Genomic DNA, 16,241 nt, shown 5'->3' with positions numbered 1-16,241 from the left:
CCGGGTACGCCGGGTACGCCGGGCACGCCGGGCACGCCGGGACGGCGAACGCGGGTGAACGGACGCGGGCGGTCGGCGCGTTCGTGTGGGCTCGGCCCATGCGGACGCACCGGCGGCCCGGCGGGGGCGGCGGCTTCCCGGTCCGCCGTCCCGGATGAGGTCCCGGCCGGAGGTCCCTCCGCGGCGGCCCCCGGCCGGGACAGCAGAGCCACCCGCACCACTAGGTCGGCGGGTTCGCCGGTGGTGCGGTCGCCCGCGGGTCCACCGACCCGTGGGCCCGTGGGCGCCACGTGGATTCGTGGGCCCGTACGACCCGCCGGCTCGTGGGCCCGCTCGCGCCGGTCCCCGTACCGCCGTTGACCGTGACCGACCGCCTCACCCGAGAAGGGACCCCAGCATGCTCGACCACCTCATACGCGGAGCGACCGTCGTGGACGGGACGGGTGCGCCCGCGCGCAGCGCGGACGTCGGCATCCGCGGCGGGCGGATCGCGGTCGTCGCCGAGGCCGGGAGCGTCACGGAAGCGGCCAGGACCACCGAGGACGCGACCGGGCTCGTCCTCACGCCCGGCTTCGTCGACCCGCACACGCACTACGACGCCCAGCTCTTCTGGGACCCGTACGCCACCCCCTCGATGAACCACGGGGTGACCACGGTCGCGGGCGGCAACTGCGGCTTCACGCTGGCGCCGCTGAACCCCGACCGCCCTGAGGACGCCGACTACACGCGCCGCATGATGTGCAAGGTCGAGGGCATGTCGCTCGTCGCACTCGAAGAGGGCGCGCCCTGGAACTGGCACTCCTTCGGCGACTACCTCGATGCCCTGGAGGGGCGGATCGCCGTCAACGCGGGCTTCATGGTGGGGCATTGCGCGTTGCGCCGCCATGTGATGGGGCCGGACGCGATCGGCGGCCGGCCCACGCCGGAGCAGATGGACCAGATGCTGCGCCTCCTCCACGCGTCGATGGAGCAGGGCGCCTGGGGGCTGTCCACGACGCAGTCCTCCACGCACTCCGACGGCGACGGCGAACCGGTCGCCTCCCGGCACGCGGCCCCCGAGGAACTGCTCGCGCTCTCCCGCGCGGTCGGCGAGCACGAGGGCACCCAGATCGAGGCGATCGTGGCCGGCTGCCTCGACCAGTTCGCGGACGAGGAGATCGACCTCTTCGTCGAGATGTCCGCCGCCGCGGGGCGCCCCCTCAACTGGAACGTCCTCACCATCGACGCGGCCGTGCCCGAACGCGTCCCGCGCCAGCTCCTCGCCTCCGAGCGGGCCCGCAAGGCGGGCGGCCGGATCGTCGCCCTCACCATGCCGATCCTGACCCCCATGAACATGTCGCTCGGCACGTTCTGCGCGCTCAACCTCATCCCGGGCTGGGGCGACATCCTCGGCCTGCCCGTACGGGAACGCATCGCCAAGCTCCGCGACCCCGCCGTACGGGCCGAGATGCTGCGCCGCGCGGACAGCAAGGAGGCCGGAGTCTTCCGGCGGCTGGCGAACTTCCGCCGCTACGTCATCGGCGACACCTACTCCGCCGAGAACGACGGACTCAGCGGCCGGGTCGTCGGCGACATCGCCGCCGAGCGCGGTCTCGACCCCTTCGCCTGCCTGGTGGAGGTCTGCGCCCAGGACGACCTGCGGACGGTGCTGTGGCCGATGCCGACCGACAACGATCCGGCGAGCTGGGAGCTGCGGCGGCAGACCTGGGAGCACGAGGACGTGATGCTGGGCGGCTCGGACGCGGGCGCCCACCTGGACCGGATGTGCGGGGCGCCGTACACCACGCGCTTCCTCGGCGACTGTCTGCGCGGGCGCCGGCTGGTCGGGCTGGAACGGGCCGTGAAGATGCTGACGGACGACCCTGCGCAGCTCTTCGGTCTGCGCGAGCGCGGCCGTGTCGCCGAGGGCTGGCACGCGGACCTCGTGCTCTTCGACCCGGAGCGGATCGACGCGGGCACGGCACGGCTCGTGCACGATCTGCCGGGGGACAGCCCGCGGCTGGACTCGCAGGCCATCGGCATCGTGAGCGTGCGCGTGAACGGCGTCGAGACCGTCCGGAACGACGTGGTGACGGGCAAGGTCCCGGGCACGGTGCTGCGTTCGGGCCGGGACACGCGCACGGTCGCCACGGCGCACTGAGCCGCCGGGCCGAACACGGCCGTGGGCGTGGCCGGTTGCCTCTCCCCGGCCACCTCGGTCCTCCGTCCTTCAGCGCCGCGCTCCTTCAACGCCGTGCTCCCTTCAAGCGCGTGCTCCCTTCAACGCCGCGCTCCTCCAACGCCATGCCCCCTTCGCCCCGGGAGCCCGCCGGCTCCCGGGGCGTCCGGCCTTTCGGTCCGGCAGGGTGCGGTTCTCAATCCCTCCCCAGGAACACCGGGTTCGTCAGGGCGGCCGGCGCGCCCGGCAGGCCCGAGGCGCCGCCGTCCGCCGGGGGATGCCGCACTTCGGCCCGTACGTACGCCGCGTTCGCGGGCGTCGTGCGCCACTCGACCGTGCCTGTGCCGGAGGCGGGGAGCTGGGTGGCGTAGAGCTGGCCCTGATCGGTGACGAAGCGGGCCGAGCAGCCGGGGACGCCGGAGACCTCCAGGCGGACCGTCACCTCGGTCTCGCTGCCCACCGCGAGGCGTTCGCCGATTCCGGCGTGTCTCCCCGGGCCCGCTGTCACCCGGAACGCCAGCTCGACCTCGGACGATGCGGCGATCCAGCTCCGCCCCGCCCTGATGCCCTCCTGGATCGCCTGACGCGAGAGGTCGTCGGCGAGGACGACCGTCTGCGGATGACCCACGACGTCCGGATCGCGGTGCGCGTCGCTGTTGCCCATCGCGGGCAGCCAGCGGCCGCGCCCCCGGGCGGCGGCCACCAGGGTGTTGTCCCACTCGGCGATCGTCACCTCGTCGTCCGGGGTGAACGGGCCGTTCCACACCTCCACCGCGTCCGCCTCGTTGAGGCCGAACTTCCAGTTGCAGCCGACGCAGGTGGCGTGCGGATGCGCCGGGACGACCAGGCCGCCCGCCGCGCGGATCTTCCGGGAGAAGCGGCCGAACGCGTTGTCCCGGGCGCGGTAGCGCCAGTCGATGAACGTGCCGCCGTCGATGCCCAGCGCCACCACGTGGCCGTTGCGCGTCGTGACCTCCTCGCCGGTGAGGATCAGCAGGTCGTCGCCCCACAGCCCCTCCCACGCGCCGTGGCCCGACATGGTGTTGTGCTCGGTCGTGGTGATGAAGTCCAGCCCCGCGGCCCGCGCCGCGGCGGCCACCTCCGCCGGGGTGCGGCGGCCGTCGGAGTGCACGGAGTGCAGATGGCAGTCGCCGCGGTACCAGGCGCGGCCGCGGCCCTGAGCGCGCTGCGGCGGGTAGACGGGCTTCGGGGCGGGGCCCTGCTCGCCGAACCGGAGGGTGATGGTGACCTCGTAGTCCATGCCCTGCGGCGCCACCGTGTACGGGCCGAGGACGACGTGCCAGGTGCCGGCGCGGACCGGCCCCGCGACATAGCCGGGCGTGGCCTGCTCCGCCGCGATGGTGAACTCCGAGCGGGCCCCGCCCGACCAGCCGCGGAAGCCCCGGCCGCCCAGCTCCGTGCCGCGCTCGTCGAAGATGCCGATGTCGCAGGCGTTGCCCTGCGTGCCCGGCGGAACGGTGGGTTTGTCGTAGGTGTAGGAGACGGCGATCTCCCGGACGCCGCGCGGGACTTCGACGGGGAGGTACACGAAGTCCGGACAACCGGTCGGCAGGTGACCGGTGACCTTTCTCGTCTCCTCACCGCCGCCGTCGCGCTCGTCGGCACGGGCGAAGGTCACGGTCCCGAGCGTAAGCGCGCCGGCCGCACCGGCGACAGCCGACAGCCTGAGAACGTCACGTCGTTGCATCCGGGATTCCCCCCACAGTCGGGAACTGATGTGTCACACCGCGTGACACTGTTCTACGCGTCCCGGGCGTCGACGAGAAGGCCTGTGGACAACCGCGCGGCCAACGCGCGGCGCTCCGGCGCGCCCCGGCGGCCCGGCCTCTCGGCCCCGTTCCCGGCCCCGTCCGCGACCGGGTTCTGCGGCCCGTCCGCGGCCCGGTTCCCCGGCCCCTCCACCGCGATACCGTCGCGGCATGCCTGACGTTCGGTTGACCACGCCCTCGTACCTCGTGCTCGGCATCATCGACACACTCGGCGAGGCCACCCCGTACGACGTGAAGGTCGAGGCCGCCCGCACGGTCGCACCGTTCTGGGCGATGCCGCACGCACAGGTGTACGCGCAGTGCGACCGCCTCGTGGACGGCGGCCTGCTCTCGGAGGTCCGCCAGACCAGCGGACGGAACCGGCGGCTGATGAAGCTGACCGAGACGGGCCGGGAAGCCCTCTCCGCGTGGCTCGCCGACCCGTCGTTCGTCCCGGTCGAGGCGCGTGAGCACGGCATCCTGAAGCTCTGGTTCGGCGCCAGGCCGGACGTGCTCGCCCCGGTGCAGTTCGCCGAACACCGCAGTCTGCTCGAGGGCTACGAGGAACTCGCCGAGGACGTCGGCCCCTTGCTGACCCGCGGCCAGCGCGAGGCGCTCGAGTTCGGGATCCGGTACGAGCGGATGATGCTCGACTTCTGGCAATGGGTGGAGCAGCGCGACGCGTAGGGAGCCGGCCGGACGGCGGGCCGCCCGCGGGAGGCGGGAAAAAGCGCAGGCGTACGTGGCGTTGACCACACCCTCCTGTCGCCGCTACGTTCTCGATAGTCCAAAAAGGACTATCGAGGGCCAGCGATCCGAGGAGTCGCCGTGCACCGTCCGAAGCGGATCGACTGGCGCCGCGTGGCCACCGTGGCCGTGGTGTTCGTCTGCGTCACCTACGCGCCGGTCGCGATGACCGAACTGTGGCCGTACACGAACCCGAGCGCACCACGGTTCGGCGAGTGGGTCCTCTCCCGCGTGGTCTCGGCGCAGTACGTCGCCGACGCCCTCGCGACCCGGATCGAGCCCTACCGCCGCAACCTGATCCCGATGATCGTCCACTCGGTCCTCGGTGGCGCGCTGATGCTGCTCGGGCCCGCCCAGCTGCTCACCGCCGTCCGCCGGCGCATCCGCCTCCACCGCGCCGTGGGCGTGGTGTTCGCGGTGACGGTGTACGTCTCGATGGCGGGCGCCGCGATCTACCTGGCGCGTACGGCACCCGAGGACGCGTTCAGCGGCCCGGCCTTCTGGATCGTGCTCGCCACCATCCTGGTCGGCACGGTGCTGAGCGTGACCTTCGGCATCCTCGCCGCCGTCGGCGGATTCCCCGACCTGCACCAGCGGTGGATGCTCCTCTGCTACGCCTTCCTCATGACGGCGCCGCTGCTGCGCCTGGAGTGGGGCATGCTCCCGTGGGTCATGCCAGGGCACTCCATGGAGAGCGTCAACCGGGTGGCCATCATGCACCTCGGCTCCCTCGTCACCTTCGGGGCACTGCTCGCCTCGCGCGCGATGGACCGGCGTAACGCCGCGCGCGGAGTGACCGGGACATGGGTGCCGACCCCCGTACTCGCCGCCGCGCACCTCGCCGGTGCGGGTGCCCTGGCCTGGATCGCCTGGTCCTACTGGGGCTGGGGAACGACCGGGCAGCGCCTGCTGGTGGCCTATCTGCTGCCGTACGCCGCCACATACGCCGTGATGGCCGTCCGCGGGCGGCGGGCGGGCCGGGAGGGCAGGAGCTGGGCTCGCGAGGAATGGCGGCTGCATCTGACCGCCCTCTGCCTGGCGCCCGTCCTCTCGGCCACCGCTGCGCTGCCGTTCGAGCACGCCCTGGGCCTGGACCGGCAGACCGCCCTGTCCGCGGGAGTGACGATCGGCTGCGGTGTGCTGGCCTTCGCGGCGACGACCGTGGTCAGCCTGCGCGTGATGTACGGGCGCGAGGTGGTCAAGCGGGAGGGGATCGCCGCGGCACGCCGCGCACGCGAGATGTCACGGGTCGCCTGACGGAGGCCGGGACGCGGGACACCGACATGAGAGATGCCGAGACGCACGGGACGGGGACGAGGGGCGGGTGAGCGAGCGGATGACCGACGCAACGGACACGCCGGACGGTGGGGGAGCGGGCGCGCCGGGCGGTGGGGGAGCGGGCGCGCCGGACGGTGAGGGACCGGGCGCGCCGGGCGCAGCCCGGACACGCACCGAGCCCGTGGCCCACCCCGCAGGGCCAGGGACCGAACTCCGCGCCCAAGTCCCGGACTTCGCCGGGGGCCGCGAACTGACCGCTGCGGTACCGATGCTGGCCGTCGCCGTGGCCGTGATCAGCATCCTGGTCGGCGCGGTCATGGCGGGCGCGAGCCTCGCCGGTGAGGTGTTCGGTGCCTGGACCTCCCCGGAACCGCTGAGCCCCGGCCTCCTGGGCGCTGCCATGCTCGGTGTCACCCCCGGTCTGTTCAGGATCGGCCGCGCCCAGGTCTGGGAGGAGGTCCGTACGCTCGTCCTCCCGCTCGCCGTCGTACTCGTCGGCCTGTTCGCCGTGACCCTGCTCAACGCGAGTGAACTCCAGGTGGCCCGGGGCGGACCGGTGGTCCTCGTGCTGTTCGGCCTCGGCTGGGTCTTCGTCCTGGGACTGCTGGCGGTCTGCGCGATCGCGTGCGTCGGAGGGCAGTACCTCAAGTCCCGGCAGCCGTCCCAGGAGCGGGTCGCGCCGCTGCCGGGATGGTCGAAGCCGTTCCTGGCCGTCCTGGGCTCGTCCTGGTTCGGGATCGGTACGGGCCTGCTCGCCGTCCCGGGATTCTGGGCGGACTTCGTCCCGTGGAGCGTCGGCAGGCCCGACGCGCAGGCCCTCGGCGTATGGGCCCTGGCCCTCGGCGTCGGTGTCCTCGGCGCCCTGGCCGAGGACGACCTGACCCGTACGCGCCCGGCCCTGCTAGCCGTTCCGGGTGTCGCCGTGGCTCTGGCCGTGGTGCTGGGTGTCCGTGCCGGTGACGTCGACTGGACCTCAGGGCCCGGACTGTCCCTGACGGTCATGGTCACCGGGCTGCTCGTCACGGGCCTGACCGGACAGCGGCTTCTGGCACGGCATCCGGCTCCCCGTCCGTAAGGGCGCGGCTCGGGGGCAACTTCGCCGGAGGGTGCCCTCCGGCGCGAGGAGGCCGGGCCGCCGGGTGGGTGCGCAGTGGCGGCTTCGCCGGATCGGGGAAACCGCGACCGCGCGTCCTTCTCCCCGCACCCGCCGTGGGAGAACATACGCAGATGCGGATCTCGACGACCATCTTCTTCACCGACGAGACCATCACCCCCGTCCGACTCGCGCACGAGCTGGAGCAGCGCGGATTCGCCGGGCTCTACGTCCCCGAGCACACCCACATCCCCGTGAGCCGCGAGACGCCCAGCCCCACCGGCGACCCGCTGCCCCGCGAATACGGCCGTACCCTCGACCCGTTCGTCGCGCTCGCCCAGGCCGCGGCTGTCACCGAACGGCTCACCCTCGGCACGGGCATCACGCTCGTCGCCCAGCACGACCCCATCGACCTAGCCAAGCAGGTCGCGACCCTCGACCACCTCTCCCGGGGCCGGTTCACCCTCGGCATCGGCTTCGGCTGGAACGTGGAGGAGGCCGCCGACCACGGCATCGACTGGGGCCGCCGCCGCGAGGTCGTGCGCGACCGGATGGCCCTGATGCGGGCCCTGTGGGCGGAGGAGCCGACGCCGTACGAGGGCGAGTTCGGCTCCGTGAGCGCCAGTCACGCCCACCCCAAGCCGGTGCAGAAGCCGCGCGAGCGCGCGGGCGCGGCTCCCCTCACCGGGCCGCGCACGCTCATCGGGGGCGGAGCGGGACCCGTCCTCTTCACGCACATCACCGAGTACGCGGACGGGTGGCTGCCGATCGGCGGCCGCGGCCTGAGCGAGACGGTCCCCCGGCTGCGCGAGGCGTGGGAAGAAGCCGGGCGCGGACCTGCGGATCCGCAGGTCGTGCCGTACGCGGTGCGCCCCTCGCCCGGCAAGATGGGCCACTACCAGGACATGGGCCTCGACGAGGTGGTGCTCCAACTGCCGCCCGCGGACGAGGCCGAGGTCCTGCGGACCCTGGACGACTACGCGCAGTACCTCTAGGTCCGCCGGCCGCTGCCGGTGGAACCGCCGAGTGCCGGTCCCGGGACCGGCACTCGGGTGTATTCCCGGCAAAGGGGTCGGTGCGTCGTGAGCATGTGCACACACCGCCCTGTGGACGGCGCCGCGGCGCTGTCGGAACGCGCTCGTATGCTCGGGGAATGACGACGAGCGCCCCTGGTTCCGACCGGCCCGCCGCACCCACCGCCAACGCCATGCGCCGGGCGCTGCGCCGCGCCCGTGACGGCGTCGCGCTGGATGTCTCCGAGGCCGCCGTACTCCTCCAGGCGCGCGGGGAGGACCTGGCGGACCTGTGCGCGTCGGCCGCCCGCGTACGGGACGCGGGGCTGGAGGCCGAGGGCCGCGCCGGCGTCATCACGTACTCGCGCGGGGTGTTCATCCCGCTCACCAAGCTGTGCCGGGACAAGTGCCACTACTGCACCTTCGTCACGGTGCCGGGCAAGCTGCGGCGCGAAGGCCACGGCATGTATCTGTCGCCGGACGAGGTGCTGGACATCGCCCGCCGCGGCGCCGAAATGGGCTGCAAGGAGGCCCTGTTCACGCTCGGGGACCGTCCCGAGGACCGCTGGCCCGAGGCCCGCGAGTGGCTGGACGCGCACGGTTACGACGACACCCTCGCCTATGTGCGGGCCATGGCGATCCGGGTCCTCGAGGAGACGGGGCTCCTTCCGCACCTCAACCCCGGCGTCATGTCGTGGACCGAACTGCAGCGGCTCAAGCCCGTCGCCGCTTCCATGGGCATGATGCTGGAGACGACGGCGACCCGGCTGTGGAGCGAGCCCGGCGGCCCGCACCACGGTTCGCCCGACAAGGATCCGGCCGTGCGGCTGCGGGTCCTGGAGGACGCGGGCCGCTCCAACATCCCGTTCACGTCCGGGATCCTGATCGGTATCGGCGAGACGTACGAGGAGCGTGCGGAGTCCCTCTTCGCGCTCCGCCGTGTCGCCCGCGCCTACCACGGCATCCAGGAACTGATCATCCAGAACTTCCGCGCCAAGCCGGGCACGGCGATGCGCGGGATGCCGGACGCCGAGCTGAACGAGCTGGCCGCGACCATCGCCGTCGCGCGGCATGTGATGGGTCCCTCCGCGCGACTCCAGGCGCCGCCGAACCTCATCGAGTCCGAGTACGCCCTCCTCATCGGCGCGGGCATCGACGACTGGGGCGGCGTCTCGCCCGTGACCCCTGACCACGTCAACCCCGAGCGGCCCTGGCCCCAGATCGACGAACTCGCGACGCGCACCGCAGCGGAGGGCTTCACCCTGCGGGAACGGCTGCCGGTCTACCCGGAGTTCGTACGGCGCGGCGAACCGTGGCTGGACCCGCGCATCATGCCGCACGTGAGCGCCCTCGCCGAGGCGGGGACGGGACTGGCCGACGAGGAGACCGCCCCCCGCGGCATCCCGTGGCAGGAGCCCGACGAGGGCTTCACCGCCACCGGCCGCACCGATCTGCACCGCACCATCGACACCGAGGGCCGCACCGCCGACCGGCGCGACGACTTCGACGCGGTGTACGGGGACTGGGAGGCGCTGCGCGAGGCGGCGGCGCCCGGCATGGTCCCCTCCCGCATCGACGCCGACGTGAAGTCCGCTCTGTCCGTCGCGGCCGACGACCCCACCCGCCTGACCGACGACGAGGCGCTCGCCCTCCTTCACGCCGACGGGCCGGCGCTGGACGCGCTGTGCGGGATCGCCGACGACGTACGGCGCGCGGCGGTCGGCGACGAGGTCACGTACATCGTCACCCGCAACATCAACTTCACCAACGTCTGCTACACCGGCTGCCGTTTCTGCGCCTTCGCCCAGCGCCGTACCGACGCCGACGCCTACACCCTCTCCCTCTCCCAGGTCGCCGACCGGGCGCAGCAGGCGTGGGACGTGGGGGCGGTCGAGGTCTGCATGCAGGGCGGCATCCACCCGGACCTGCCCGGCACCGCCTACTTCGACATCGCACGGGCCGTGAAGGAACGGGTGCCGGGCCTGCATGTGCACGCCTTCTCGCCGATGGAGATCGTCAACGGCGCCACGCGCACCGGCATGTCCGTCAAGGAGTGGCTGAGCGCTGCACAGGAGGCGGGTCTCGACACCATCCCCGGCACCGCCGCCGAGATCCTCGACGACGAGGTGCGCTGGATCCTCACCAAGGGCAAACTGCCCGCCGCCACCTGGGTCGAGGTCGTCACGGCGGCGCACGAGCTGGGCATCCGGTCCTCCTCCACGATGATGTACGGGCATGTGGACCAGCCCCGGCACTGGCTCGGCCACCTCCGGTTGCTGGCCCGGATCCAGCAGGAGACGGGCGGCTTCACCGAGTTCGTCACCCTGCCGTTCGTGCACACCAACGCGCCGGTGTATCTCGCGGGCATCGCCCGCCCCGGTCCGACGGCCCGCGACAACCGCGCCGTCACCGCCATGGCCCGTCTCCTCCTCCACCCGCACATCCCCAACATCCAGACGAGCTGGGTGAAGCTCGGCGCGGAGGGTGCGGCGGAGATGCTGCGCTCGGGCGCCAACGACCTGGGCGGCACGCTGATGGAGGAGACCATCTCTCGTATGGCGGGCTCCGGTTACGGCTCGTACCGCTCGATCAAGGACCTGGTCGCCATCGCGGACGCGGCGGGGCGGCCCTCCCGGCCCCGGACCACGACGTACGGCGAGGTCCCGGCCGAGCGCCGGGAGGCCGCGCTGGCGTCCGACGGCCATCTGCCGGAGCTGCTGCCGGTGCTGGGGAACGACTGAGCGGACGGCTGCGCGACGACGCCGTGCGGTGGGCGACCGGCGTGGCGTCTGTGCCGCTCCGCTGCCGTGTCAGCGCGGTTCCGGCGCGGGCTCTTCCGCCAGCTGCTTGATGCCCTCCAGCGTCGCGTCCATGTTGGCGCGGAGGACGTCCATCCGGAACGCCACGACCTCCTCCTCCCGTTCCGGCATGGAGTCGATCGCCAGACTCAGCCCGGAGCGGGCGGGGCCGATGACCACCGAATGACGCAGCAGGGTGGCCCCGGCCTCGTCGGGCTCCAGCTCGAAACGCCAGGTGGCCAGGGGCTTTTCCGGATCGGGCTCGGGATCGCCGAACCGTCCGTCCGGTGACACCACGACCCATCCGAAGACACGTTCCTCCTGGAACTCCACGATGTGGGAGACCGTCTGCCAGGCGCCGAGCAGCCGGTTGTGGTTGTAGCCGACGAACATCGACCCGACCGCCGCACCGGCCGCGTTGCCGATCCACTCCACGTGCTGCAGCTCGGGGCTGAGCCGGGCGGGCAGTTCGATGTCGGTCACCAGCTCCCACACACGGGCCGGAGCCGCCTCGACACGGATGTCGCACTGCACCTGCGGACCGTCGGCGTACCGCACGGAGTCCCCCTCGTGGTCAGGGACCGTGTCGGTCCTGGTGAGAACGGGCCGGACGGTCATGAGGAGTTCATCCGGCCACGGATGCGGCAGTCGCCCGCATACAGCACCCTAAGCGGCCCGGCGCCGTGCAGCTCTCGCCGCGCAGGGGTGTCATCGCTCACCACCGCCGCCGCTGACGGCCTCACGTCCGCGCCCGTGTCGCCGGCCGGGACGTCCGGCGCCGCCGCGGCTCTGGTCTTCCCCGCCGCGCAGCCATACCCTGACGGGCCGTCAGGAACCGGCCGTTACGGGAGGCGAAGGCCCATGCTGCTGCAGGGGAAGACCGTGATCGTGTCCGGCGTCGGCGCGGGGCTCGGCCACCAGGTGGCGGTCGCGTGCGTACGGGACGGCGCGAACGCCGTGCTCGGCGCCCGCACCGAGGCCAACCTCGCCAAGTCCGCCGCCGAGGCCGACCCCACCGGCCGGCGCACGGCGTGGCGCGCCACGGACATCGGCGACGAGCGGCAGTGCGAGGCGCTGGCGTCCCTGGCGGCCGAACGGTTCGGAGGCGTGGACGCGGTGGTGCACGTCGCCGCGCTCGACGCGTACTTCGGAGGCCTGGAGGACGCCGACTTCGCCACCTGGGCCCAGGTCCTCGACGTCAATCTGCTCGGCACGCTGCGGATGACGCGCGCCTGCCTGCCCTTCATGAAGGAGCGGGGCGGCGGTTCGGTCGTCCTCATCGGGACGCAGTCGTCGGTCGCCGCGCCCTCCCAGGTGCGGCAGGCGGCGTACGCGGCGTCCAAAGGGGCGCTGGTCTCCGCCATGTATTCGCTCGCCCGCGAACTCGGACCCCACCGGATCCGGGTGAACACCGTCCAGCCGGGCTGGATGTGGGGCCCTCCGGTGCAGGCGTACGTACGGTTCACGGCGGAGACCTCCGGCGCGCCGGAGGAGGAGGTGCTGGCCGGGCTCACGGAGCGGATGGCGCTGCCCGAGCTGGCGACGGACGGGGACGTGGCCGACGCCGCGGTCTTCCTCGCCTCCGACCGGGCGCGCGCGATCACCGGCCAGTCGCTGCTGGTCAACGCGGGCGAGCTGATGCGCTGAAGCCCCCGGGGCCGGTCAACGGGCAGCCGGGAGGCGTCGGCCGTGGCCCCTCGCCGGAGGGAACCGGGGCACCCGACTGGATCGCCGGGGCCGGATGCCAGAAGAATGCGTGTCCTGAAACATGCGCATGTCGACATCTGGAGCCGCGCCCCGTGACCACGCGACGGACGACCCTCGCCTCCTTCCCCGGGGCGGCGCGCGCCGCCGTGCTGCGCCGCCCCACCCTCTGCGCGGCGCTCCTGTGCCTGCTGTCCTTCGCGGCCCATGTGATCGCGCAGCGCGCCGCCGAGGTGTCGATGGTCGACCTGCTGGTCTACCGGGCGGAGGGCTGGGCCGCGCGCACCGGCGGAGACCTGTACGACCTGCGGGCCACCGTCTACGACCTGCCCAACACCTACCCGCCGTTCGCCGCCCTGGTCTTCACGCCGCTGACGCTCGTGAGCGCGGGCACGCTCAAGGCCCTGGCCGTCGCGGTCAACCTCGGCCTGGTGGTCGTCCTGGCGCATCTGGCGCTGCGCCTCGTCGGCCGTCCGCTCGCCGTGCCCCGCCCCGCCGCGGTCCTGGCGCTCTCCGCGCTCGCCGTGTGGTGCGAGCCGGTGTGGACGACGTTCCGCTGGGGCCAGATCAATCTGCTCGTCACCGTCCTCGTGCTGTGGGACCTCACGCGGAGGCAGGGCCACCGCTGGGCGGGCGTGGGCACGGGCATCGCCGCCGGCATCAAGGTGACACCCGCGCTCTTCGTCGTCTTCCTCGCGGTGGCCGGTCTCGTCGAGGCCGTGCGGCGGGTCCGGTCCGGTCACGGAGCCTGGAACGAGCCGCTGCGCCGCGCCGCCACCGGGACCGCCGCCTTCGCCGCCACCGTGGTGTCCGCGGCCGCACTGCTCCCGCGGGACACCCATCGGTTCTGGACGGAGATCCTGGTCGCGACGGACCGTCCCGGCTTCGTCGCGGGCACCGGCAACCAGAATCTGCTCGGCGTCCTCGCCCGCGCCCTGCACACCACGGAACCGGGCCTGTGGTGGACCGTCGCGGCAGCCCTCGTCGCCTGTACGGGGCTGGCCACGGCCGCCGCCGCCCAGCTCGCCGGGGACCGGATGCCGAACGGCCGGGCCTGGGCGGCCGTCGTGTGCGCGGTCACCGCGCTCCTGGTCAGTCCCGTGTCCTGGTCGCACCACTGGGTGTGGGCCGTGCCCCTGGTGCTGCTGCTGGGTGTCGAGGCGCAGCGCCGGCGGGACGCCCGGTGGGCGTGGGGTGCCGTGCTGAGCGGCCTCGTGTTCTGCTCGTTCATGATCTGGTACGTCCCGCACGCCACACCTGACCGTCCTGAATTGCACCAGAATGTCGGGCAGATGCTGCTGTCGGGCGCGTACCCCGTCCTCGGGCTCGCCGTCCTCGCGGTCGCCGCACGGCTGGCCGTCCGGGCCTGGCGCTCGGCACCACCGGAGCCGCCGGAGCCCAGAGGCCTCCCGCGGCAGCGCGAGACCGGCACGGCGTACGTGCGCGGGTAGCCCCGGCGCCTCTCCGTGGCGGATCTACGCGCGGGGGTAGCGGGCGAGCCAGCCCGGGGAACTGGACGCGGGGCTGTGCAGGGCGGGTCCCTGCGTCATCTCCATCGCGAAGTCGTCCGCGATCTCCAGGATCGTGGAGCGGCCCTCGAGTTCGGACAGCCAGCCCGGCGGGAGCGCCGTCTCGCCGTGCAGCGTGCCCAGCATGTTGCCGCAGATGGAGCCGGTGGAGTCGGAATCGCCGCCGTGGTTGACCGCCAGCAGCAGGCCGTGCCGGATGTCCTCGGCGACCAGCGCGCAGTACACGGCGATGGCCAGCGCCTCCTCGGCGGTCCAGCCCTGGCCGAGGGACTCCACCCGGGCCGCGGACGGCATCCCCTGCCGTACGGCGCCCAGGGCATGGCGCAACGCGTCGGTGGTCTCCTCGTGGCCGCGGTGCTGCGCGAGCCGGCGCAGCGCGTGCTGGACGGCACTGTCGAGGTCGTCGCCGCGGGCGAGGCTGTGGATGACGACGGCGAACGCACCTGCCGCGAGGTAGCCGGTGGGGTGGCCGTGCGTCTGGGCCGCGCATTCCATGGCGAGCTGGAAGACGAGTTGCGGCTCCCAGCCCACGAGCAGTCCGAAGGGGGCGGAGCGCATGATCGCGCCGCAGCCCTTGGAGTCGGGGTTCTTGGGCCGCTCCAGCGTGCCCATCCCTTCGTCCCCGAGTCCGGCCAGGCACGCGCGGCCGGGCTCGCGCCGCGCGTAGAGCCACTCCTCGCGGGCGAGCCAGCCGTCGTCCTTGCGGCGCTCGTCCGGGCCCCAGTTGTTCTGCGTGGCCGCCCAGCGCACATGGGCGCGGTGGATGTCGGTGGGCGGGTGCCAGGCGCCGGTATCCCGGCGGACCTGGGCCCGTATGAGTCCGTCGACGGTGAACAGGGTCATCTGGGTGTCGTCGGTGACGGCACCCCGCCGCCCGTACGCCGGGACGTAGTCGGTGACGCCGTCCTGTCCGTACTTGGTACGGATGTCCTCGAGCGAGTCGAATTCGATGCCCGCGCCCAGCGCATCCCCGATCGCACCGCCCAGCAGGCAGCCGCGCACACGGCTGCGGAAGTCCTGCTGCTCGGCGCGGCCCCATACGGCGGTCGCGGATGCGGTCACGGGGGCGCCCCTTCCCTGTCCTTGCCCGGCCCCTGAACTGGCTCAGCACTGTAATCGACCCCCGGACGATCCCGACCGGCCCGGTGGTCAATGCTCCTGCCATGGCCTGTCCGCGGGTGGAGGGAGCAGGGGGAGAGGCGCCCGTACCGGTCCGTGACGGGCGGGAGGCGGCGCTCCGTGCGGATCAGTCCTCCCCGGTCACCGGCCTCACCGTCTTCATGATCTTCTCGATCTGCGCGTCGGTCAGGGCGTGCGGAACACCCTGATCCGCGTAGATGACCCAGCCGTGCATCGTTCCGTCCGGAAGCTTCTGGGCGATGCTGTGCACGACCGCCTTCGGCGGGACGCAGGGGCTCGGCCGGTGGGTGACGGTGACCTCGGCGGTCGCGGTCCAGCCGTCGATGCCGTTGAGCTTCCACGGCTTCGCCTGGCCGACCTTCATCCTGGGCTTGTGCTCGTCGCCGCCGTAGGCGACGTACCCCCAGTTCCCTGCCCAGTTGCGGGCGTTCTCCTGGAGGGTGCCCTGGGTCCCGCCGCCCGTCGTGCCGACGGTGGCGAGCTGCCCCTTGCCGGCCTCGCCGATGCTGTCGGGGTTGGGAGCCGAGGAGCAGCCGCCCTCGCGGTAGTTGCCCGCACCGGTCATGACGACGATCGGCTTGCCGTTGTCGTCGTTGTACGAGAGCGCGGTGTCGTCGTCGAGGACCTGCCACTTCTGGGACGTGGCCGGTACGTCGTAGCGGAAGTGGTGCTCGTCCCGCGTCTGGGTCTGCCAGCCCTTGACCATCGGGCCGTCGGCGGAGGCCGGGGGCAGGGACTTCGATGCGGAGGTCCGCGGAGAGCCCTGGGACTCCTTGGCGCGTTCGGAGCCGCCCTCGCCGTCATCCACCAGGAGGGCTATCCCGACGCTGACCCCGGTGAGGGCCAGGACCCCCACGACGGCGCCGAAGAGCAACCACTTGGACGTGGGCGGAGGTTGGGGCGGCGAACCGGCGGGTCCCGGCTGCCAGGCGCCGGGCGGCGGACCGAAGCCCGGCTGCTGCGGAGGGTTCTGGGGTGGCTGATTCTGTGGCCATGACATGGCCGACACCCT

12 protein-coding genes are annotated in these 16,241 nt (G+C 72.9%); 8 read left to right on the top strand and 4 right to left on the bottom strand.

The window, feature by feature from the left end; translation table 11 throughout:
* Nucleotides 1–397 precede the first annotated feature (397 nt).
* Entirely contained in the window at nucleotides 398–2,140 is a 1,743-nt protein-coding gene (locus tag ABZ822_RS01475; RefSeq protein WP_360845566.1) for a D-aminoacylase, read from the top strand.
* Nucleotides 2,141–2,354: 214 nt separating this feature from the next.
* Here ABZ822_RS01475 and ABZ822_RS01470 read toward each other — a convergent pair whose 3' ends face one another.
* The gene (locus ABZ822_RS01470; RefSeq protein WP_360845564.1) at nucleotides 2,355–3,866 is read right to left on the bottom strand and encodes a CehA/McbA family metallohydrolase; all 1,512 of its coding nucleotides are present in this window, start codon (nucleotides 3,864–3,866) and stop codon (nucleotides 2,355–2,357) included.
* Between the two features lie 232 nt (nucleotides 3,867–4,098).
* On the opposite strand from ABZ822_RS01470, the gene ABZ822_RS01465 reads away from it, so the two are divergent.
* The 5 genes from ABZ822_RS01465 (at nucleotide 4,099) to ABZ822_RS01445 (ending at nucleotide 10,799) form a co-directional block, all read left to right on the top strand.
* On the top strand, nucleotides 4,099–4,614 hold the full coding sequence (locus tag ABZ822_RS01465) for a PadR family transcriptional regulator (protein ID WP_360845562.1): 516 nt from the start codon (nucleotides 4,099–4,101) through the stop codon (nucleotides 4,612–4,614).
* Nucleotides 4,615–4,755: 141 nt separating this feature from the next.
* Nucleotides 4,756–5,931, top strand: coding sequence for a DUF2306 domain-containing protein (locus ABZ822_RS01460; protein ID WP_360845560.1), 1,176 nt, complete (start codon nucleotides 4,756–4,758; stop codon nucleotides 5,929–5,931).
* A 79-nt stretch (nucleotides 5,932–6,010) separates the two neighbouring features.
* Complete coding sequence (locus tag ABZ822_RS01455) at nucleotides 6,011–7,027, top strand: hypothetical protein (protein ID WP_360845558.1); 1,017 nt, start codon at nucleotides 6,011–6,013, stop codon at nucleotides 7,025–7,027.
* 152 nt (nucleotides 7,028–7,179) lie between these two features.
* Complete coding sequence (locus ABZ822_RS01450) at nucleotides 7,180–8,040, top strand: TIGR03619 family F420-dependent LLM class oxidoreductase (protein WP_360845556.1); 861 nt, start codon at nucleotides 7,180–7,182, stop codon at nucleotides 8,038–8,040.
* 158 nt (nucleotides 8,041–8,198) lie between these two features.
* Nucleotides 8,199–10,799 carry a bifunctional FO biosynthesis protein CofGH gene (locus ABZ822_RS01445; RefSeq protein WP_360845554.1) on the top strand — a complete coding sequence of 867 codons (2,601 nt, stop codon included), beginning with the start codon at nucleotides 8,199–8,201 and terminating at the stop codon, nucleotides 10,797–10,799.
* 69 nt (nucleotides 10,800–10,868) lie between these two features.
* On the opposite strand, the gene ABZ822_RS01440 is transcribed toward ABZ822_RS01445, so the two are convergent.
* On the bottom strand, nucleotides 10,869–11,474 hold the full coding sequence (locus ABZ822_RS01440; RefSeq protein WP_360845552.1) for an SRPBCC family protein: 606 nt from the start codon (nucleotides 11,472–11,474) through the stop codon (nucleotides 10,869–10,871).
* A 243-nt stretch (nucleotides 11,475–11,717) separates the two neighbouring features.
* Between ABZ822_RS01440 and ABZ822_RS01435 the strand changes: the two genes are divergently transcribed.
* A complete protein-coding gene (locus ABZ822_RS01435) occupies nucleotides 11,718–12,503 on the top strand; it encodes an SDR family oxidoreductase (protein ID WP_360845550.1) in 786 nt (261 codons plus the stop codon).
* Nucleotides 12,504–12,655: 152 nt separating this feature from the next.
* Complete coding sequence (locus tag ABZ822_RS01430) at nucleotides 12,656–14,011, top strand: glycosyltransferase 87 family protein (protein WP_360845548.1); 1,356 nt, start codon at nucleotides 12,656–12,658, stop codon at nucleotides 14,009–14,011.
* Nucleotides 14,012–14,035: 24 nt separating this feature from the next.
* Here the strand turns inward: ABZ822_RS01430 and ABZ822_RS01425 are convergent, their stop codons facing one another.
* Complete coding sequence (locus tag ABZ822_RS01425) at nucleotides 14,036–15,151, bottom strand: ADP-ribosylglycohydrolase family protein (RefSeq protein WP_360845545.1); 1,116 nt, start codon at nucleotides 15,149–15,151, stop codon at nucleotides 14,036–14,038.
* 184 nt (nucleotides 15,152–15,335) lie between these two features.
* Nucleotides 15,336–16,229 carry a hypothetical protein gene (locus ABZ822_RS01420; RefSeq protein ID WP_360845543.1) on the bottom strand — a complete coding sequence of 298 codons (894 nt, stop codon included), beginning with the start codon at nucleotides 16,227–16,229 and terminating at the stop codon, nucleotides 15,336–15,338.
* Between the last annotated feature and the right edge of the window lie 12 nt (nucleotides 16,230–16,241).

This window comes from Streptomyces sp. NPDC047108 (assembly GCF_040643575.1).
Lineage (GTDB): Bacteria > Actinomycetota > Actinomycetes > Streptomycetales > Streptomycetaceae > Streptomyces.
Note: the sequence above shows the minus strand (reverse complement) of the source record. Positions and strands in the feature narration are given on the sequence as shown.